Source organism: Albidovulum salinarum, assembly GCF_025673475.1.
GTDB classification, from domain to species: domain Bacteria; phylum Pseudomonadota; class Alphaproteobacteria; order Rhodobacterales; family Rhodobacteraceae; genus Albidovulum; species Albidovulum salinarum.
Map to the genome: position 1 here is coordinate 111,657 of NZ_JAOVQO010000003.1, position 19,872 is coordinate 131,528.

The following is a 19,872-nucleotide window of genomic DNA, read 5'->3' on the forward strand; positions in this document are numbered from 1 at the left end:
GCGTTACCGCGCTACCTCGGCCAGTTCGCGCCTGAGCCGCGCCCATTCGTCCTCGATCAGATCGCCGAGACGGTCGATCTCGTCCCGGCCGGTCGGCTCGGCGATGACCGAGACACGGATCACCGCCCGGCCCTTCCAGTCCGTGGTGCGGAGAAAGACCGTCCCCGTCGCGTTCAGACGCTCGACCAGATGCCGGGTCGCGGCATCGGGATCGGTCCCTTCCCCGCCCTCGCAGGCGAAGACGACCTGATTGCAGTCCACCTGGTTCAGGACCCCGAGCCCCGCGACGCCGGACAACCGCTCCGCGAGCGCCGCCGCCAGCGCGCAATGGCGCCGGACGAGGTCGCGCACCCCGGACCGGCCGAGCCCCTGCAGAACGGCCCAGGCCGCGAAGCCGCGCGCCCGGCGCGACAACTCCGGATTGTAGTCCTTCGGGTCGCGCCCGTCGTCGGGCGCGGGCGCGATATAGGCGGCGGTCATGTCCATCGCCCGCCGGTGCGCCTCGCGGTCGCGGATGATGGCGAAGCCGGAATCGTAGGGCACCTGCAGCCATTTGTGGCCGTCGACCGACCAGCTGTCGGCCCGCTCGATCGCCGAGGTCAGCGCCGCCTTCTCCGGCAGAACGCGGAGCCAGAGGCCGAACGCGCCGTCGACATGGAGCCAAGCGCCATGCGCCTGCGCGAGATCGGCCAGTGCGGCGAAATCGTCGAAACCGCCGGTGTTGATCTGGCCGGCCTGCCCGATCACGATCTTTGGCCCCTCGTGTCGCGCCATCGCCTCTGCCAGTTCCGGCACCCGCATCACGCCCTGGCCGTCGGACCCGATCCGCACGAGGTTCGCCTCGCCGAAGCCGAGGAACCGCAACGCGGTATGGTTGGAGACATGCGCCTCGTCGGAGAGGTAGATCTTGACCAGCGGCGCGCCCTGAAGCCCCAGCCGGTCGATGTCATGCCCGGCGCGCCGGAGCACGGCGCCGCGCGCCGCCGCGAGGCCGACGAAACCGGCCATCGTCGCGCCGGTGACGAACCCCACCGAGCTTTCGCGCGGCAGGTCGAGCAGATCGAGGATCCAGCCCTCCACCGCCTCCTCGGCGATCGCGGCGGCGGGCGAGCACTGGTAGGTCGCCGCGTTCTGGCCCCAGACCGAGGCGAGCCAATCAGCCGCGACGCCGGTCAGGTTCGATCCGCCCATCACCCAGGCGAAGAACGCGCCGTCAGTATTGCCGACTAGGCCGGGCTCGGCGGCGGCGATCAGATCCTCGATCACCGCCGCGCCGTCGCGCCCGGCTTCGTCAAGCGGGCGGCAGAACCGGCGCCGGAGCGCCGGCGCGCCCTCGACCGGATGGAGCGGATGGCCCTTGTGGCGAAACGCGGCGCCGTAGTCGGCGGCGCGCCGCAGGGCGGAAACCTCGGCCGCCATGATCACCTCCGGTTTCATCGCGGATGCAGCCAGTTCGGCAGGAAGCTGTAGGCGTTCTTCTTCATCTCGGGATCGAACGCCACGCCGTGCTCGGTCAGGAGCGCCTTCAGGCTGCCGTCGTTGAAGGCGTCGAAGGTCTCGGTCGCTCCGCCGAGATGCCGACCGCCCACGAAGATCTGCGGGATCGTCGGCACGCCCAGCCGCTCCAGCAGCGCCGCGCGAAGGTCGCCGCCGAGATCGTCCTTCTGGTAGGCGACCGAGTCGAGGTCGACCGACCGGTATTCGATCCCCGCCGCGGCGAAGAGCTTGCGCACCGACCAGCAGAACTCGCACCATTCGAGCGCGAACAGCACGACCGGCCGATCCGGGTCGGTCACCATCTCCTCGACCATCGCGACGGCCTCCGGCTTCGCCCCGGCGCCAGCCGCCGCCGGCACGGGCGTCGCGGCAGTGTCGAACCGGTAGCGCGGGGTCGACTGGGCGATCTCCATCTCCTCGCCGGTCATCGTCTCCTCGATATCGGCGAAGAGCGGGGTCGAGAGGTAGCGCTCGCCGGTATCGGGCAGCATCGCGAGGATGCGCGTGCCTTCCGGTGCGGCCTCGGCCACCTTCAACGCGGCGGCAAACGTCGCGCCGGCGCTGGTGCCACAGAAGATGCCCTCCTTCGCCGCCAGGTCGCGCGCGCATTGCAGCGCGTCGTCGCCGGAAACCGGCTGGTAGAGGTCGATCAACTCGGCATCGAGCACGTCGCCCGCGAGCTTGGGAATGAAGTCGGGCGTCCAGCCCTGCATCAGGTGCGGGCGGAAGCCCGGATGGCTGGCCGCGGCGCTGCCGTCGGGATTGCGCGCCTGCTCGATCCCGCTCGACAGGATCCGGGCGTTGTCGGGCTCGGCGACGACGACCCGCGTGCCGGGGCTCTTCTCCTTCAGGACCCGCGACACGCCCTTGAGCGTCCCGCCGGTGCCGAAGCCCGACACCCAGTAGTCGAGCCCGATCCCCTCGAAATCGGCGAGGATCTCCTCGGCGGTGGTGCGCGAGTGGACGTCGGGATTGGCCTCGTTCTCGAACTGGCGGCAGAGGAACCAGCCGTGCTTCTCGGCCAGTTCGCGCGCCTTGGCGATCATGCCGGTGCCCTTCTCCGAAGCCGGGGTCAGGACCACCTTCGCGCCAAGAAAGCGCATCAGCTTGCGCCGTTCAACGCTGAAATTCTCGGCCATCGTGACGACGAGCGGATAGCCCTTCTGGGCGCAGACCATGGCGAGCCCGATCCCGGTATTGCCCGAAGTCGCCTCGATCACGGTCTGGCCGGGCTTCAGCGTGCCGTCACGTTCGGCCGCCTCGATCACGCCCAGCGCGAGCCGGTCCTTGACGGAACCCATCGGGTTGAAGGCCTCGATCTTGACGTAGAGCTCGACATGCTTCGGGCCGAGGTTGTTGATCCGCACGATCGGGGTGTGTCCGACGGTGTCGAGGATCGAGGCGCGGATGCCGGTCGAGGCATGGCGCTCCCGGTCGGCGCGGGATTGGTCGGTGAGTCTGGTCTCGAACTTGGTCATGGGTCCGTCCTGTCCTGATCTCGGTGCCGCTTCAGACGAGAAGCGGCACGGCGCAGTGGGCGAAGATGCCGAGGGCGGCGAGGCCCGAGGCATAGGCGATGGCGCGGCGGCGGCGCGGTGTCCCAGCCCGCAGCTTCTCGCGGCGCGGCCACTCCGAATAGGGACCGATGATCTCGGGAACGGGCAGATCGGCGGTCGAAAACTTGGTCATCGCGGTCATTGTCAGTCTCCCAGTTTTGGCTTTCGCTGATAAGACCTTTTTGCCCGAACCTTGGGATCGCGCCGTGATCCCGGGGCAAAAGCCACCGTGAATTCGCCGTCAATTCTGGATTCTCCTGCAAATTCCGTCGGTTCCGACCGAAACCTTTCCCTTGCCGGGCAATTTTGCGTACACTTTCCCTTGGGGGGACGCACTGCGATGCTCACGATCAGGCTCTTTGGCAAGCTGACGGTGGCCGGTCCCGACGGGGCCGAGGTGCCGATCGCGGGCGCCAAGACGCAAGGGCTCGTCGCCTACCTGGCGCTCAACACCGGCATGCCGCCGTCACGCGACCGGCTCATGGCGCTGTTCTGGGGCGACCGGTTCCCTGAACAGGCGCGGCAGAGCCTGCGCCAGGCGATCTCGAAGCTGCGCAGGAGCTTCGACGGCGATGCCGATACAATCCGCACCGAGGGCGACCGCGTCGGTTTCGCCGCAGAGGCGGTGAGCGTCGATGTCGACCGCTTCGCCGAACTGGCCGCCGACCCCGCGCCCGAGGCCGCGATCCGCGCCATCGAGTTGATGGAAGGGCCGTTGCTCGACGGGCTTTATGGTCAGCAGAGCGATTTCGAGGACTGGATCGTCTCGGAGCGCCAGCGGTTCGGCAGCCTCGCCTGCCGGGTGTTCGAGCGCGCCGCCGAAGCGCAGCTGAAGGCCGGCAATGCCGATGCGGCGCTCGACACCGCGCGCCGGCTTGTCGCGCTCGACCCGCTGCGCGACGCCTCCCACATGGTGCTGGTCCGCATCCTCGCCCAGTCGGGCGAACGGGCGGCGGCGATCCAGCATTACAAGCTCTACGAAGCCCAGCTGATGAAGGAGCTCGGCGTCGGCCCCGGGCACGAATTGCAGCGGCTGATGAGCGAGATCCGCGGCGAGGCCTTCATGGCACCGGTCGAAGCGGCGGAGCGACTGCCCGAACCCGGCCCCACCGAGGCCGAGGAGGTGGCCCAAACGACCCGCCCCGCCATCGCCGTCGTACCCTTCGCGACGATCATGCCCGGCGCCGAGGAGAACGCCTTCGCCGAGGGCCTCTGCGACGACATCACCACGAACCTGTCGCGCTTCCGCTGGCTCGACGTCCGCGCCAGTCCCGGCCTCGGGGGCAAGCGGCTGACGGCGAGCGAACTCGGCGCGCTCGGCCGCGATCTCGGGCTCGATTACATCGTGCATGGGTCGCTGCGAACCCTGGGGCCAAATCTGCGCCTGACCGTGCAACTCGCCGAACCGGGCACCGGCCGCTACCTTTGGGTGACGCGTTACGACCGTGCCGGCGAGACACTTGACGCGGTGCTCGACGAGCTTGCCGAAACCATCGCCGCCTCGGTCGAGGCTGAGCTGGAGCGGCTCGCCGGGCGCGCGGCCCGAACGCTCGGCATTGACGAGATGAACGCATGGGACTGCTATCACCGCGGTCTCGCGATCCAGTACGAATTCGCCGCCGAGACAAATGCCGAGGCGCAGCGCTATTTCCGCCGCGCTGTCGAGCTTAACCCGAACTTCGCCGCGGCCTATGCGCGGCTCTCCTACGCGATGGTGATCTCCGCCATCTATTTCGAGGCGGGAGACGTCGCCGCCCTTCTCGACGAGGCGCTGGAGCTTGCGCGCAAGTCCTGCCGGCTGGATCCCGACGACGCCGTCGGCCGCTTCGCTCTGGGCCGGGTGTACCTCGCGCGCGGGGAATACGACCGCTCACTGGCCGAGCTTCGGACCGCCACGGAACTCAACCCGAACATGGCGCAGGCGCATTGCGGGCTCGGGGATTCGCTCGCCTATGCCGGCGAGCTCGACCGCGCCATGCCGTGCTTCGACGAGGCGGTGCGGCTCAGCCCCGCGGATCCCTACCGATGGGCTTTTCTCGCCTATGGCGCGACGGCGCTACTGTTCAAGGAGGATTTCGAGGCCGCCGCCGACTGGGCCGAGCGCGCCGAGGCGGTGCCCAACTCGCATTACTGGTCGACCGCGATCAAGGCCTCTGCCCTCGGCAATCTGGGCGAGGCGGAGCGCGCGGCGCAGGCGGTGGCGGAGCTCAAGGAAAGTCGCCCCGGCATCACCTGCGCCTTCGTCGCGGAACGGCTGTTCTACCTGCGCGATCCAAAGCAACTGGAGATCTATGTCGGCGGATTGCGCAAGGCGGGGCTGGACTGAACCGGCCGCCGCGCACGTTCCGCCGCAAGGCCCCTGGCGCGCCCCGGCCGAGACCGGGGGCGCTACCGCATCAGGCCATCAGCCCCGCGAGATACGACGGCCGCGCCCTCAGAAACTCCGTCAGCCGCTCGGGATAGTCCGCGGCGACAGCCCCGAGGACCGAGGGCCTTGCCGCGAGCGCCCGGCGCCAGCGGTCGAGCCTCGGCAGCGCCCCGATGCCCGCGAAATCGCCGGTTCGGTCGAGAACGTCGAAATAGCGGAAGACCGGCGCGAAGACCGCGTCAACCAGCGAAAAGCCGCGCCGGTCAAACAGCTCGCCCTCGCCGAGCCGCGCTTCGATCCGGGCAAACTTCGCGCCGAGCGCCTGCCGCTTCGCCTCGAACGCCTCGGCCGTCGCCGCCGAGTAGAGCCCGGCGATGTCGTTCAGGACCGCCGATCCGAACTCCATCCATCCGCGGTGCTCGGCGCGCTCGAGCGCCGAGTCCGGGTGTAGCGGCTCAGGGCCGATTTCCTCGAGATACTCAAGGATCACGGCGGATTCGAAGATCGGCCTGCCATCCACGGTCAGAACCGGAGTCTTGCCGAGCGGCGATAGCTCGTGGAACCAGTCCGGCTTGTTGGACAGGTCGATGTTGATGCGCTCGAACTCCATCCCCTTCTCGGCAAGGGCGATGGCGACGCGCTGTACATAGGGGCAGAGGTGATGGCTGATCAGCACGAGTTTCGCAGGCATGTGAGGATCCTTTCGCGGAAGTAGATGCATGCGCATGCATATAATCGGATTCATTCCCTCTTCAATCCGGATGCATACGCATGTATATGTTCGCGGATGCACAGCGATGACACGCGCTCGCGGCCCGGAGAGGCGATCTGGATCCGCCTCGCGCGGGCATCCGAAAGGGCCCGGGACCGGATCGAACGCGATCTGGCCGATGCCGGTCTGCCGTGCCTGCAATGGTACGACGCGCTTCTCGAGATCGAGCGCGCGGGCCCGGACGGCCTGCGCCAGAACACGTTGCAGCAGCGTCTGCTCCTTCCGCAATACGGGCTGTCGCGGCTCTTGCAGCGGATCGCGGCGGCGGGGCTGATCTCGCGAACCCCCTGCCCCGAAGACGGGCGCGGTCAGATCCTGACGATCACCGCGAAAGGCCGGCGGACGCGCAGCGCGATGTGGCCGGTATATGCGGCCGCGATGGAGGCTGCGATCGGCGCAAAGCTCCACCCGCGCGAGGCCGCACGGCTCGCTGAGCTGCTCGACCGGCTCCTCGGTTGACGCTGCGGCGGCCGCTCAGCCCGGCAGGGCGAGTCCGTCCATTGCTCGCGCAAGTTCTTCGCGGCACTTGGCGACGATGAAATCGGTGAAGACCCGGATTTTCGGGTCGCGCAGCCTTCGGTGCTGGGTCAGGCAGGAAAGCTGCACCGGCACCGGCGGCGTCGCGTGCGCGACCGGCACCAGCCGCCCGTCGCGCAGATACTCGGCCACCTCGAAGATCGGCTTCATCACGATCCCCCGCCCGTCGAGCGCCCAGCCGGTGAGTACATCGCCGTCATCCGTCTCGAACGGCCCGGCGACCTCGTAGCGCCGCGGCCCCTCGGGAGTGACCAGCGTCCACTGGAACTCCGGCGCGCCGGGAAAGCGCAGGTTCAGGCAATCGTGGCGCCCCTGCACCAGCGCCTCGCCATCGGCCGGATCACCCCGGGCCGCGACATAGGCGGGCGCGGCGCAGAGGATGCGCGGGCATTCCGCCACGAGCCGCATCTTAAGGGTCGAATCCTCCAGAAGCCCGAGGTGGAACGCCATATCGAGCCCCTCGCCGATCACGTCGATCTTGCGGTCCGAGAGCCGCAGCCGGACATCGATTTGGGGGTACTCGTCCTTGAACTCCGGCACGTGCGGGGCGATGAAGCGTCGCCCGACGCCGAGGGGGGCGGCGACGAAGACCGTGCCGCGCAGGTTCCGGGTGGAGGCCATGACCGCCGCCTCTGCATCGTCGATCGCTTCCAGCACCTTGCGGGCGCCTTCATAGAAAAGCCGCCCGTTCTCGGTCGGCTGCAGCCGTCGCGTCGTGCGGTTGAAGAGCCTGACGCCGAGATGCTTCTCAAGCTCGGCGATCCGCGCCGAGGCGACCGCGGGCGAGGTGCGCTGATCGCGCGCCGCCGCCGACATCGAGCCAAGCTCGAAGACCCGCACGAACATCTTGATATTGTTCACATAGGCCATTGCCGCGCCCCAGCCAGGTATTATTCGGCATTCATTGAAAGTTCTGAGATATTCCAAGGATTATCAGGAAGATGAACTTCGGTATAGCGTCATTCGCAAGACAATCCTGAAGGAGGAGCCGAATGTACGACTTCATCGTGCTGGCCGACTGGCTGGAATTCGCGGTGCGCTGGTTGCATGTGATCACCGCGATCGCCTGGATCGGCTCATCCTTTTACTTCATCGCGCTCGACCTCGGGCTGCACCGCGACCGCAATCTCGCGAGCGGGGCGGATGGCGAGGAATGGCAGGTCCACGGCGGCGGCTTCTACCACATCCAGAAATACCTCGTGGCGCCGGAAAAGATGCCGGACGACCTCGTCTGGTTCAAATGGGAGAGCTACGCGACCTGGCTGTCGGGTGCAGCGCTGCTGGCGCTCGTCTACTATCTTGGCGCCGATCTCTATCTCGTCGATCCGCAGGTGCTCGACATCTCCGTCTGGCTGGCGATCGTCATCTCCGTCGCCTCGCTCGGGCTCGGCTGGCTTCTCTACGACAACATCTGCAAATCGAAGTTCGGCGACGACAACACGCGCCTCATGATCGCGCTCTATGTGATCCTGGTCATCATGGCCTGGGGCTACACGCAGGTCTTCTCGGGGCGCGCCGCCCTCCTGCATCTCGGCGCCTTCACCGCGACCGTGATGAGCGCGAACGTGTTCTTCGTCATCATCCCGAACCAGAAGGTCGTCGTCGCCGACCTCGTGGCCGGCCGTACTCCTGACCCGAAATACGGCAAGATCGCCAAGCAGCGCTCGACCCACAACAACTACCTGACGCTGCCCGTGCTCTTCATGATGCTGTCGAACCACTACCCGCTGGCCTTCGCCACCGAGTACAACTGGATCATCGCCAGCCTCGTCTTCCTGATGGGGGTCACGATCCGGCACTACTTCAACACGGTCCACGCCCGGAAGGGCAACCCGACTTGGACCTGGGCCGTGACCGCGCTGCTGTTCCTCGTCATCGCCTGGCTCTCGACCGCGCCGATGTTCCGCGCCGAGGAGCCGACCGAGGCCCGGCTCACCCCCGCCGCGACGCGCTTCGCGGCGGCGGCCGATTTCGAGGACGTCGAGAACATCGTCCTTGGCCGCTGCTCGATGTGCCACGCCTCCGAGCCGTTCTTCGAGGGCATTCCCTACGCACCGAAGGGGGTCATTCTCGAAACACGCGAGCAGGTCGCCTCCTGGGCGCGCGAGATCTACCTGCAGGCCGGCGTGAGCCACGCGATGCCGCCCGCCAACGCCTCGTTCATGGAACCCGAGGAACGGGCGAAGATCGTCAACTGGTATCGCGGCGTGACACGGGGAGAGGGCTGATTCGCAGGGCAGGTAAGGTGGGTTCCAACCCACCGACCGTACGGGCGTTGCGTAAGGGGGATCTTAACCCCCTTACGATCGATCCGGCCCCGAGAACCGCCATTCGGTGACTTGTTCACACGCCTTCCCCGGCATGAGCTCAATCGACGGAAATCCGGGATGGTTCGGCGCATCGGGCCAGCCCTGTGTCTCGATGGCCAGCCCCTCATAGCCGACCCGTCCCGGCCGGATCGCATCCCGCCCGTCATAGACCTGAACACCGGGTTCCGTCGTCGCGACCTCCATCGTCACGCCGGATCGGCCGCGAAGCCGCAGCACGGGCCGGAGCGGCCGTCGATCATCGGAGAGGCAGAAACAGCTGTCGAGCGCCGGATCGCCGGGCGCGATCTCGCGGTCCGTGCGGAAATCGAATGTCGCTCCGGTCACCTCCCTGATCTCACCGGTTGGCACGACATCATCGGTGACCGCGAGCATCCGGGCGGCGTCGATCCGCAGCCGGTGGCCCGTCCAGCTTTCCGACCCGTCGAGGTTCCAGTAACTGTGATTGGTCGCGTTGAAGAGTGTCGGACGATCGGTCCGCGCCTTCACCGCCAGCCGCAGCGACGTGGGCGTCACCGAATACTCCGCCCGGATGTTGCGCCGGCCCGGAAACCCGCCCTCGCCATGCGCCAGATTCACGGCAAGCGTGACGCGGTCCGGCGCGAGATCCTCGATCCGCCACAGCCTGGCATGGGTGCCTGCGGCCCCGGAATGCAGAAGATGATTCTCTTGCGCCGCCCGTTCCAGAACGATCTCGCGTCCCTGCAGCCACGCCCGCCCCGCGCCCAGCCGATTGGCCACCGGCGCGATCAGCGCGCCATGCCAGCACATCGCGCCTTCGTAGTCCGCCAGCCGGTCGGAACCGAGCGTCAGGCTATGTGGAACGCCACCGAACCGGACATCCTGCAGGATAGCCCCATAGGTCAGGACCGAGGCCCGCAAACCGCCCGCCGACAGCTCCACCCTTTCGACGGCATCGCCCGCCCGGGTGGTGCCGAACGGTGTGCGGACGCCGCTCACACCGCGCCGCGCTTCAGGTACGGGAACCAGTCCTCCCTGAGCCGCGCGCCCGGCTGCATCCCGTGCCCCGGAAAGGGCGGCGAGGTGCGGCCCGGGCGTTCGACGTAGCGGGCGTCCGCGCCGACGAGCCGGAGCGAAAAGGCCCGCCGACGGGTCGACGTCAGGTTGCCGCGCGCACCGTGCAGCGTGCGGAAATCGAAGGCCACCGCGTCGCCCGGTTCCATCGCCCATTCGAGGATCCGCATTCCCTCGGCATCGGGATCGGGCACCGGCATGTAGGTCTCGGGATCGGGATAGAAATTCTCCTCCGACAACCAGCGCGTCGGCAGCACCTCCTTTTCCCAGAGGTGCGAGCCCGCGACGCAGCGCAGGGAAGCCTCGCGCACCGGATCGACCGGCGACCAGAAACTGACCGTTTGGCGCCCCTCGACGAAGTAGTAGGGGCCATCCTGATGCCAGGGCGTGGGCTTTGAGGTGCCCGGCTCCTTCACCAGCACATGGTCGTGGAAGACCTGAACCGTATCGCTGCCCATCAGCCGCGCCGCCACCTCGGCCACGTCCGAGTTCCGAATCACCTCGGAAAACTCCGGGATCCGGCTCCAGTTGCAGTAATCGTCGAAGAACCGCCCGCCCTCGCCGGGCTTGAGGTTCTCGGCCGCGTAAGGCCCGGGCTCGGCCATGTTGCGCTCGATGCCCGCCCGGATCACGTCGACCCAGTCCTTCCACAGGCCTTTGACCAGCACGACCCCGTCGCGCTGATAGGCCTCCGCCATTTCCGTCGTCACGAGGGGCGTTTCCATGCTTTCTCCTTCCGTTCGCTTGCGCCGACCCTGCCGTCACGCCATCATTAACTCAAATAATAATTCGAAATCGAAGCCATAATCCCATGCTATCCATTACGCTCCGCCAGCTCGAATATGCCACCGCTGTCGCCCGCGCCGGCGGCATGACCTCGGCGGCCGAGGCGCTGAACGTCTCCCAGCCGGCGCTCTCGGTCGCGCTGACCCAGCTCGAGGCGCAACTCGGCAACGCACTGTTCCTGCGCCGGCCCGGCGGGCCGGTGACGCCGACCTCGTTCGGACGTGACTTCCTTGACGAGGCCGAGCGCATCCTCGCCGATCTGCGCCGGCTGACCCGCGGCGAGACCCGCCGCGCCGCGCCTGTGGCGCTCGGCCTCTTCGAGGATCTGGCCTCGCTGATGCTCGCGCCGCTGCTCGCCGGATTGGCGGCGGAGCGTCCCGACCTGACGGTAACGCCTCGCATCGGCGGCTTCGAAGCGCTCGCCGACGATCTGGCCCATGGCCGGATCGACCTCGCGATCACCTACGACCTCGGCCTCGATGCAGGTTTCGAGCGGCGCGAAATCGCCCGGCTGCAGCCCCATGCGATCCTCGCGGCCGCGCATCCTCTTGCCGCCCTGCCCGACCTGAGCCTCGCAGCGCTGGCGGCCGAGCCGCTGATCCTCGCCGACCAGGGTCTGAGCCTCAGCCACATGAGGGCGCTCTTCACCCGCGCCGGGTTTGACCCGCGGATCGCTCATCGCGCGCATTCGCTGGAAACCATGCGCAGCCTCGCTGCAAACGGGTTCGGAATCGGCCTCAGCTATACCTGTCCGCGGACCGGGCACAGCCATGATGGCAGACCACTCGTCGCCCGCCCGCTCACCGACGCCGGGCCGGGCGAGCCCATTGTTCTCGTGCGCCATGCCGCCAACCCGCTCTCGGCCGCCGCCGAGGCGCTTGCCGAGATCGTTGCCGCGACGCGCATCCTCGCTCAGTAACGCGTCGTCATCCGGTGACCGCGCGCGAAATAGAGCCGGACATGGGTGATCCCCCTGCCCTCCCACCAGGTCGTGCGCTCGGCGGTGAAGACCGGCTCGCCCGGATCCATCGACAGGTAGCCGGCGATCCGCGGGTCCGCCGCCGTGGCGAGGAAGCTGATTTCGACCTCCGAATAGGGGACGGCCTTGACCAGCCATTCGTTGGGGCCCGACGCGGCGAAGTCGGCCTCCTCGGCCGCCGGCAGTGCCGTAAGGCTGATCCAGCGGTCCTCGAACTGGTAGGGCGCGCCGTCCGCACTGTGCAGGCAGGCCAGATGCAGCGCCCGCGCGCCCTTTGCGAGCCCGAGCCGCGCGCGTAGCCAATCCGGTGCCTGCCGCGCGTCCCGCGACAGGAGCGCGTAGCGGTAAACCGCGCCGGTCGCCTCGATCTCTGCCCGCACCAAAGGGATCTCGAACCGGGCGGAGCGCAGCGGCATCGGCCGCACCCGCGTGCCGGCCTTGCGCCGACGCTCCAGAAGCCCTTCGTCGGTCAACTCCCGCATCGCCCGGTTGACCGTCGCCCGTGCCACGCCGAAGCTTTCGGCAAGCTCCACCTCGCCCGGCAGCAGCGTCCCCGGCGCCCAGTGGCCCTCGGTGATCCGGCGCAGGATATCCGCCTTCACGTCGCGGTAGCTGCTTATGTCGGCGCTCGCGTCATCATTCATGGACAGAAACCGTCTTTGTGCTATTTGTCCGATCATATCGGCTTTTTGACTGAGGAAAAGCGCAAGCAATGCAGGTGATCCCCCCCTCCGGTTTCGCAACGCAGCCGTGGAAGAACGGCGGCGGCATCACGCATGAGATCGCCCGGAGCGAAGAGCAGGACGCGCTTCTCTGGCGGCTGTCGATCGCCGAGGTCGGCACCGACGGCCCGTTCTCGGCCTTTCCGGGTCTGGCGCGGATCCTCACCGTGATCGACGGCAAGGGTCTCATCCTCGACACGCCGGAAGGCCGGCTGTCGGCGCTGCCGTTCGCGCCGCTGGCCTTTCCGGGCGACCTGCCGGCGGAGTGCTCGCAGATCGCCGGCGCGGTCCGCGACTTCAACGTGATCTACGATCCCGCGCGGATCCGGGCCGCCGTGCGCGTGCTCGACGCCGGAACGGAAACCGCGCTCGACGACGCGCCGGGCCGCCTGCACGCGCTGCTTTCCCTCGGGCCGGACTGCCGCGTGGGCGGCAGCGTGCTACCCGAGGGCGCCGTCGCGCTTCTCGACCGTGCCGCGCGCACAGCGACTGAAGGCGCGCCGGCCCTTGTTGCGGTGCTCGACCGGGTCTGAGCCGACCTACAGACGTGCCACGAGGCCAGCCACAGTCTTGCGGTAGGCATCCGTGACGGACGCGCGCGCGACATGCCGGCCCTCCCGGACCCGGTGCCGCCCGGCCGACCAGAGGTCGGTGACCACCGCGTCCGAGGCCGCGAAGCAGAGCCCGTCGAGAAGCTGTTCGTCGCCCAGACCGCAGAGCGCCGGGTGGCCGGCGTCGATCGCGACGAGATCGGCCCAGAGCCCCGCCTCGATCGCCCCGGCCGAACGGCCGAGTGCCTGCGCGCCGCCTCGCGCAGCTTCGGTGTAGAGGAACCCTCCGACGGACCCCGCGCCCGGCACCATCACGTTGCGTTCCAGATCGCGCAGGCGCTGCGAATACTCGAGCGTCCGGAGCTCCTCGGTCAGCGATATCCGCACGTTGGAATCCGATCCGAGACCAAAAAGCCCGCCCGCAGCGATCCATCCCGGCCCGTTAAACGGCCCGTCGCCGAGATTGGCCTCGGTGATCGGGCAGAGCCCCGCCACGGCCCCGCTCCGTGCCAGAGCCTCCGTCTCGACGGCGGTCATGTGGGTCGCATGCACCGCGCACCAATTGGCGCCGACCGGCGCGTTCGCCATGAGCCACTCGACCGGACGGGCGCCGAGCCAGCCGGAGATATCGGCCACTTCCTTCGGCTGTTCGGCGATGTGGATGTGGATCGGCGCGCCCCCGGCGAGTGCCGGAACCTCGACCAGATCTTCCGGGCAGGTCGCGCGCAGCGAATGCGGCGCGACACCGACGCTTGTGTCGGCCGACGCCCCGCCCGCCACGCGGCGCACCGCGGCCAAAAGGCCCGCGTACCCGTCGAGATCGTTACCGAAACGAAGCTGGCCGCCACCGAGCGCCTGCCGCCCCGCGCCGCCATAGGTGTAGAGGACCGGCAGATGCGTGAGCCCGATGCCGGTCGCCTCCGCCGCGGCGAGGATCCGCGCCGACAGTTCCGCCGGATCGGCGTAGCGCGCCCCGCCGGGCTGGTGATGGACATAGTGGAACTCGCCCACCGCGGCATAGCCCGCCTCCTGCATCTCGACGAACGTCATCGCCGCGATCGCCTCGACATCCTCGGGCGTGAGCCGGTCGAGGAAACGGTACATCAGCTCGCGCCAGGTCCAGAAACTCTCGCGCCCCTCGGCGCGGTACTCGGTCATCCCGGCCATCGCGCGCTGGAACGTGTGCGAATGCAGGTTCGAAAGCGCGGGCAGGAGCGTGTCGACGACGGCATCGCCGGGCTCGGCCTGCCGCCCTGCCGCGACACCGGCAATCCGCCCCTCCCCCACCGTCACCCGGACATCCCGCGCCCATCCTTGGGCCAAGAGCGCACGTTTCGCAAAGATCATGTCGGCCCCTTTATGTCTAGACATATTACCTATACTGGCCTAGAACATGAGTCGGCAACCGAATTCGCCCAACACCGGTCCCTTCCATGCGACAGCCCAACGCCCTTTTCGTGAACTGCCGTGCCGCGACGCTGACTGACGACGCGCCTTACGGTTTGATCGAGGACGCCGCGATCGCGGTGACCCCCGACGGAATCCTCTGGACCGGCAAGGCCGACGAGATCCCCGCCGCCGTCGCGCACTATCCGCGCCACGATCTCGGCGGCAGGCTGGTCACGCCGGCGCTGATCGACTGCCACACTCACCTCGTCCACGGCGGCAACCGCGCGAACGAATTCGAGATGCGGCTCAACGGCGCGAGCTACGAGGAGGTGGCGCGCGCCGGCGGTGGCATCGTCTCCACCGTCCGCGCGACCCGTGCCGCGAGCGAGGAGGATCTGATCGCCGCCGCCCTGCCCCGGATCGACGCGCTGATCGCCGAGGGCGTCTTGACCGTCGAGATCAAGTCTGGCTACGGACTCGATATCGACACCGAACTCAGGATGCTGCGCGCCGCGCGCCGGCTTGCCGCCCTGCGGCCGGTTGAGGTTCATACGAGCTTTCTTGGCGCCCATGCGATCCCGCCCGACTACAAGGGCCGCGCCGACGCCTATCTCGACGAGGTCTGCCTGCCCGCGCTCAAGGCCGCGCACGCAGAGGGGCTGGTCGATGCGGTCGATGGTTTCTGCGAGGGCATCGCCTTTGCGCCGCAGGAAATCGCCCGCGTCTTCGACGCGGCCAGGGCGCTCGGCCTGCCAGTGAAACTCCACGCCGAGCAGCTCTCCAACCTCGGCGGCGCGGCGATGGCGGCGGGCTACGGCGCGCTTTCGGCCGATCACCTCGAGTATCTCGACGAGGCCGGCGTCAACGCGATGGCGGAGGCCGGCACCGTTGCCGTGATCCTGCCGGGCGCCTTCTACGCGCTGCGCGAAACCAAAGTCCCGCCCATCGACCTCTTGCGCAAGCATGGTGTCCCGATGGCGGTCGCGACCGATCTCAATCCCGGCTCCTCGCCGATGAACTCGCTTCTGCTGGCGATGAACATGGCCTGCACGCTCTTCCGCATGACGCCGGAAGAGGCGCTGGCCGGGACCACCTGCAACGCCGCGAAAGCCCTTGGCCTGAGCGACCGGGGCAGGATCGCCCCGGGCCTGCGCGCCGATTTCGCAGTCTGGAACGCCGAGCATCCGGCCGAACTCAGCTACCGTTTCGGCTTCAACCCTCTCCATCAGTGCATCATCGGAGGCTGGATTGACATCCCTCTCGCTTAAGCCCGGCGCCGTCACCCTCGCGGAACTCGCAAGGCTCTATTTCGAGGAACTGCCCGCCCGCCTCCACCGCGACGCGAAAGGGGCGGTGGACCGCGCGGCGGCCGCCATCGCCGCTGCCGCCGCCGGCGACGTACCGGTCTACGGCGTCAACACCGGCTTTGGAAAGCTCGCCTCGGTCCGTGTCGCGCCCAAGGACACAGCGACGCTCCAGCGCAACCTGATCCTGTCGCATTGCTGCGGCGTGGGTGCGCCGATCCCGCGCGCCCATGCCCGGCTGATGATGGCGCTGAAGCTGCTCTCACTGGGCCGCGGCGCCTCGGGTGTGCGCTGGGAGTTGATCGAGCTTCTCGAAGAGATGCTCGCCCGCGGCGTGACACCGGTCATCCCAGCGCAGGGCTCGGTCGGCGCCTCCGGCGATCTCGCCCCCCTCGCCCATATGACCGCGGTGATGATCGGCGAAGGTGAGGCCGAGTTCGAGGGCCGCGTGCTGCCCGGCGCCGAGGCGCTTATGAAAGCGGGCCTCTCCCCGATCCCGCTCGGGCCGAAGGAGGGCCTTGCCTTCATCAACGGCACCCAGTTCTCCACCGCTTTTGCGCTCGCCGGTCTCTTCGAGGCCTGGCGCGCCGCGCAAGCGGCGCTCGTGACCTCGGCGCTCTCGACCGACGCAGTCATGGGCTCCACCGCGCCGCTGCAGCCTGAGATCCATACCCTGCGCGGCCATGCCGGCCAGATCGAATCCGCCGCCTTCCTGCGCGCCCTACTCGACGGCTCCGAGATCCGCGAAAGCCACCGTGAGGGCGACACGCGCGTGCAGGACCCCTACTGCATCCGCTGTCAGCCGCAGGTCACGGGTGCGGCGATGGACATCCTGCGCATGGCCGCAAGGACGCTGGAGATCGAGGCCAATGCCGCGACCGACAACCCGCTTGTCCTCACCGAGGCCGGGATGATCGTCTCGGGCGGCAACTTCCACGCCGAACCGGTGGGATTCGCCGCCGACATGATCGCGCTGGCGCTGGCCGAGATCGGCGCCATCGCCCAGCGCCGCGTGGCGCTGATGGTGGATCCGACACTGTCCCATGACCTGCCGCCCTTCCTGACCCCCGACCCCGGCCTGAACTCTGGCTACATGATCGCCGAGGTCACGACGGCCGCGCTGATGAGCGAGAACAAGCACCTCGCCCATCCGACGGTGACGGATTCCACACCCACCTCCGCCAACCAGGAGGATCACGTCTCGATGGCCGCCCATGGCGCCCGGCGCCTCCGCCGCATGGTCGAGAACCTCGACCGCATCCTCGGCGTGGAGCTTCTCTGCGCCGTGCAGGGCATCGAGTTCCGCGCGCCGCTGAGAACCTCTGGGCCGCTGCAGAACGTTATCGCCCGGCTGCGCCGCGACGTCTCGCCCCTTGCCGAGGACCGTTACCTCGCGCCCGACCTCGAGACCGCCGCCCGGCTCGTCGCGACCGGCGACATCGCCGCCGCCGCCGGCCTCGCCCTGCCGGAGCTCGTCACATGAACATCTTCGAGGTGGAACGGGGCGACAGCCCGATCGTGCTCGGCCAGCCCCACGGCGGGACCTGGCTGCCCGACGAGCTCACCGGCCGGCTCAACGCGAACGGCCGCGCGCTCGCCGACACCGACTGGCACATCGGCCGCCTCTACGACGGGCTGCTCGACGGCGCGACGGTGGTGCGTATGAACGTCCACCGCTACGCGATCGACGCCAACCGCGACCCCGAGGGCATCTCGCTCTATCCCGGACAGAACACGACCGCGCTCTGCCCGGTCACGGATTTCGATGGCGAGCCGATCTGGGAAGACGGGCAAACCCCGTCCGAAGACGAGATCCTCGCCCGCCACGACAGCTACCACGCGCCCTACCACGCCGCGCTCGCCGAGGAGATCGCCCGCGTCAAGGCCCGGCATGGCGTGGCGGTGCTCTACGACTGCCATTCGATCCGCTCGACCATCCCGTTCCTGTTCGAGGGCAGGCTCCCGGTCTTCTCGATCGGCACCAACGGCGGCGAGACCTGCGCCGCGCGGATGCAATGCGCGACCGCCGATCCCTGCCTGAAGACCGAGGGCGCGGACACCGTCATCAACGGCCGCTTCAAGGGCGGCTGGACCACGCGGCATTACGGCCGTCCGGAAACCGGCGTCCACGCGATCCAGATGGAGCTCGCCCAGCGCGCCTATCTCGCCGCCGAGGCCGCGCCCTGGACCTATTGCATCGACACCGCCCAGCCCACCCGCGCCACCCTGCGCCGGGTCCTGACCAATCTCGACCGCCTCGCCCGTTCCGGCGCTCTCATCTGACGGAGGCCCCAATGCTCGACCTCGACCGCAAGAACACCCGCGACATCTTCCCGCCCACCGGCACCGAGCTCAACGCCAAGAGTTGGCTCACCGAGGCCCCGCTTCGGATGCTGATGAACAACCTCCATCCCGACGTTGCCGAGAACCCGCACGAGCTCGTCGTCTACGGCGGCATCGGCCGGGCGGCGCGCAGCTGGGGCGATTTCGACCGCATCGTCGCGACGCTGAAGGACCTCGAGGCCGACGAGACCCTCCTCGTCCAGTCCGGCCGCCCCGTGGCGGTCGTCAAGACCCATCCCGACGCCCCACGCGTGCTCATCGCCAATTCGAACCTCGTGCCGCACTGGGCCACCTGGGAGCATTTCAACGAGCTCGACCGCAAGGGCCTCATGATGTACGGTCAGATGACGGCCGGATCGTGGATTTACATTGGAACCCAAGGCATTGTGCAGGGAACCTATGAAACTTTCGCCGAGGCCGGCCGCCAGCACTACGGCGGCGACCTCACGGGCAAGTGGATCCTGACCGCGGGCCTCGGCGGCATGGGCGGGGCCCAGCCGCTCGCCGCGGTCTTCGCGGGCGCCTGCTGCCTCGCCGTGGAATGCGACGAGACGCGGATCGATTTTCGCTTGCGCACCAGGTACCTCGACGAGAAAGCGAAGACGCTCGATGAAGCGCTCGCCCTCATCGACAAATGGACCAAGGCCGGCGAGGCCAAGTCCGTCGGCCTCCTCGGCAACGCCGCCGAGATCGTCCCCGAACTCGCGCGCCGCATGAGGGCGGGCGGCCCCCGCCCCGACATCGTCACCGACCAGACCTCGGCCCATGACCCTGTCCACGGCTACCTGCCGCTCGGCTGGAGCGTCGCCGAATGGCGCGCGGCGCAGGAAAGCGACCCGAAACGGGTGGAAGCCGAGGCCCGCGCCTCGATGAAGCGCCATGTCGCCGCGATGGTCGCGTTCCACGAGGCGGGCGTGCCCACGGTCGATTACGGCAACAACATCCGCCAGGTCGCGAAGGACGAAGGGCTCGAGAATGCCTTCGCCTTCCCCGGCTTCGTCCCGGCCTACATCCGCCCCTTGTTCTGCAAGGGCATCGGCCCCTTCCGCTGGTGCGCGCTCTCGGGCGATCCCGAGGACATCGCCAAGACCGACGCGGCAATGAAGAAGCTCTTCCCGGAGAACCAGCACCTCCACCGCTGGCTCGACATGGCGGCCGAGCGCATCGCCTTCCAGGGGCTCCCCGCCCGCATCTGCTGGATCGGCCTCGGCGACCGCCACCGCGCCGGGCTCATGTTCAACGAAATGGTCGCTTCCGGTGAACTGAAGGCACCGGTCGTCATCGGCCGCGACCACCTCGACAGCGGCTCCGTCGCCTCGCCCAACCGCGAGACCGAAGCGATGAAGGACGGCTCCGACGCCGTCTCCGACTGGCCGCTCCTCAACGCGCTCGTCAACACCGCCTCGGGCGCGACCTGGGTGAGCCTCCATCACGGCGGCGGCGTCGGCATGGGCTTCAGTCAGCATTCCGGCGTCGTGATCGTCGCCGACGGCACGCCGGAGGCCGCGAAACGCCTCGAACGCGTCCTGTGGAACGATCCCGCCTCGGGCGTCTGGCGCCACGCCGACGCAGGCTACGACATTGCCAGGGACTGCGCCCGCGACCACGGTCTGAGACTGCCGACCATCCTCGGCAACTGACCTTCTTCATTGCAGAAATACCCCGGGAGGGTCCGGGAGGGCAGCGCCCTCCCGGCTCCCGCCGGG

18 protein-coding genes and 1 pseudogene are annotated in these 19,872 nt (G+C 68.4%); 9 read left to right on the forward strand and 10 right to left on the reverse strand.

The features are described 5' to 3' along the window. Nucleotides 1–3: 3 nt before the first annotated feature. The 4 genes and pseudogenes from OEZ60_RS04085 to OEZ60_RS04100 all read right to left on the reverse strand — a co-directional run bounded on the left by OEZ60_RS04085 (nt 4) and on the right by OEZ60_RS04100 (nt 3,195). Nucleotides 4–1,419, reverse strand: a complete 1,416-nt coding sequence (locus OEZ60_RS04085; protein WP_263333478.1) for a pyridoxal phosphate-dependent decarboxylase family protein — start codon at nt 1,417–1,419, stop codon at nt 4–6. A gap of 14 nt (nt 1,420–1,433) precedes the next feature. Next, nucleotides 1,434–1,811: a glutaredoxin domain-containing protein gene (locus OEZ60_RS04090; protein ID WP_317852818.1), complete on the reverse strand. Its 378-nt coding sequence runs from the start codon at nt 1,809–1,811 to the stop codon at nt 1,434–1,436. A 66-nt stretch (nt 1,812–1,877) separates the two neighbouring features. Further along, nucleotides 1,878–2,906, reverse strand: a pseudogene (cysK, locus tag OEZ60_RS04095) (cysteine synthase A); the annotation flags it as partial. Nucleotides 2,907–3,006: 100 nt separating this feature from the next. Further along, nucleotides 3,007–3,195, reverse strand: coding sequence for a hypothetical protein (locus OEZ60_RS04100; protein ID WP_263333480.1), 189 nt, complete (start codon nt 3,193–3,195; stop codon nt 3,007–3,009). Between the two features lie 198 nt (nt 3,196–3,393). Here OEZ60_RS04100 and OEZ60_RS04105 point away from each other — a divergent pair, with 198 nt between their 5' ends. Then, nucleotides 3,394–5,379, forward strand: a complete 1,986-nt coding sequence (locus OEZ60_RS04105) for a BTAD domain-containing putative transcriptional regulator (RefSeq protein WP_263333482.1) — start codon at nt 3,394–3,396, stop codon at nt 5,377–5,379. Nucleotides 5,380–5,449: 70 nt separating this feature from the next. On the opposite strand, the gene OEZ60_RS04110 is transcribed toward OEZ60_RS04105, so the two are convergent. After that, the gene (locus tag OEZ60_RS04110; protein ID WP_263333484.1) at nt 5,450–6,112 is read right to left on the reverse strand and encodes a glutathione S-transferase family protein; all 663 of its coding nucleotides are present in this window, start codon (nt 6,110–6,112) and stop codon (nt 5,450–5,452) included. A gap of 96 nt (nt 6,113–6,208) precedes the next feature. Here OEZ60_RS04110 and OEZ60_RS04115 point away from each other — a divergent pair, with 96 nt between their 5' ends. Then, nucleotides 6,209–6,652 carry a MarR family winged helix-turn-helix transcriptional regulator gene (locus tag OEZ60_RS04115; protein ID WP_263333486.1) on the forward strand — a complete coding sequence of 148 codons (444 nt, stop codon included), beginning with the start codon at nt 6,209–6,211 and terminating at the stop codon, nt 6,650–6,652. 15 nt (nt 6,653–6,667) lie between these two features. Here OEZ60_RS04115 and OEZ60_RS04120 read toward each other — a convergent pair whose 3' ends face one another. Next, nucleotides 6,668–7,600, reverse strand: a complete 933-nt coding sequence (locus OEZ60_RS04120) for a LysR family transcriptional regulator (RefSeq protein ID WP_263333488.1) — start codon at nt 7,598–7,600, stop codon at nt 6,668–6,670. A gap of 122 nt (nt 7,601–7,722) precedes the next feature. On the opposite strand from OEZ60_RS04120, the gene OEZ60_RS04125 reads away from it, so the two are divergent. Then, complete coding sequence (locus OEZ60_RS04125; RefSeq protein ID WP_263333490.1) at nt 7,723–8,958, forward strand: urate hydroxylase PuuD; 1,236 nt, start codon at nt 7,723–7,725, stop codon at nt 8,956–8,958. A 72-nt stretch (nt 8,959–9,030) separates the two neighbouring features. Here the strand turns inward: OEZ60_RS04125 and OEZ60_RS04130 are convergent, their stop codons facing one another. Together OEZ60_RS04130 and OEZ60_RS04135 are read right to left on the reverse strand one after the other, a co-directional pair. After that, a complete protein-coding gene (locus OEZ60_RS04130; protein WP_263333493.1) occupies nt 9,031–10,017 on the reverse strand; it encodes an aldose epimerase family protein in 987 nt (328 codons plus the stop codon). Beyond that, on the reverse strand, nt 10,014–10,817 hold the full coding sequence (locus OEZ60_RS04135) for a phytanoyl-CoA dioxygenase family protein (protein WP_263333495.1): 804 nt from the start codon (nt 10,815–10,817) through the stop codon (nt 10,014–10,016). Before OEZ60_RS04135 ends, OEZ60_RS04130 begins: the two co-directional genes overlap by 4 nt. Before the next feature lie 86 nt (nt 10,818–10,903). Between OEZ60_RS04135 and OEZ60_RS04140 the strand changes: the two genes are divergently transcribed. Beyond that, nucleotides 10,904–11,797, forward strand: coding sequence for a LysR family transcriptional regulator (locus OEZ60_RS04140; RefSeq protein ID WP_263333497.1), 894 nt, complete (start codon nt 10,904–10,906; stop codon nt 11,795–11,797). On the opposite strand, the gene OEZ60_RS04145 is transcribed toward OEZ60_RS04140, so the two are convergent. Beyond that, nucleotides 11,791–12,501 carry a GntR family transcriptional regulator gene (locus tag OEZ60_RS04145; protein WP_263333500.1) on the reverse strand — a complete coding sequence of 237 codons (711 nt, stop codon included), beginning with the start codon at nt 12,499–12,501 and terminating at the stop codon, nt 11,791–11,793. The genes OEZ60_RS04140 and OEZ60_RS04145 overlap by 7 nt on opposite strands. Before the next feature lie 68 nt (nt 12,502–12,569). Here OEZ60_RS04145 and OEZ60_RS04150 point away from each other — a divergent pair, with 68 nt between their 5' ends. Beyond that, on the forward strand, nt 12,570–13,112 hold the full coding sequence (locus OEZ60_RS04150) for a HutD/Ves family protein (RefSeq protein ID WP_263333502.1): 543 nt from the start codon (nt 12,570–12,572) through the stop codon (nt 13,110–13,112). Nucleotides 13,113–13,118: 6 nt separating this feature from the next. On the opposite strand, the gene OEZ60_RS04155 is transcribed toward OEZ60_RS04150, so the two are convergent. After that, nucleotides 13,119–14,477, reverse strand: coding sequence for a formimidoylglutamate deiminase (locus OEZ60_RS04155; RefSeq protein ID WP_263333504.1), 1,359 nt, complete (start codon nt 14,475–14,477; stop codon nt 13,119–13,121). Nucleotides 14,478–14,563: 86 nt separating this feature from the next. Here OEZ60_RS04155 and hutI point away from each other — a divergent pair, with 86 nt between their 5' ends. From hutI to hutU, 4 genes are read left to right on the forward strand one after another with little or no spacing between them, the layout of a single operon-like run. Next, nucleotides 14,564–15,787 carry an imidazolonepropionase gene (gene hutI, locus OEZ60_RS04160; protein ID WP_263333506.1) on the forward strand — a complete coding sequence of 408 codons (1,224 nt, stop codon included), beginning with the start codon at nt 14,564–14,566 and terminating at the stop codon, nt 15,785–15,787. Then, nucleotides 15,768–17,306 carry a histidine ammonia-lyase gene (gene hutH / locus OEZ60_RS04165; RefSeq protein WP_263333508.1) on the forward strand — a complete coding sequence of 513 codons (1,539 nt, stop codon included), beginning with the start codon at nt 15,768–15,770 and terminating at the stop codon, nt 17,304–17,306. The genes hutI and hutH overlap by 20 nt, the downstream gene beginning before the upstream one ends. Next, the gene (gene hutG / locus OEZ60_RS04170) at nt 17,303–18,106 is read left to right on the forward strand and encodes an N-formylglutamate deformylase (RefSeq protein ID WP_263333510.1); all 804 of its coding nucleotides are present in this window, start codon (nt 17,303–17,305) and stop codon (nt 18,104–18,106) included. The genes hutH and hutG overlap by 4 nt, the downstream gene beginning before the upstream one ends. Nucleotides 18,107–18,117: 11 nt before the next feature. Further along, a complete protein-coding gene (hutU, locus tag OEZ60_RS04175; protein ID WP_263333512.1) occupies nt 18,118–19,806 on the forward strand; it encodes a urocanate hydratase in 1,689 nt (562 codons plus the stop codon). The last annotated feature ends 66 nt before the right edge of the window (nt 19,807–19,872 follow it).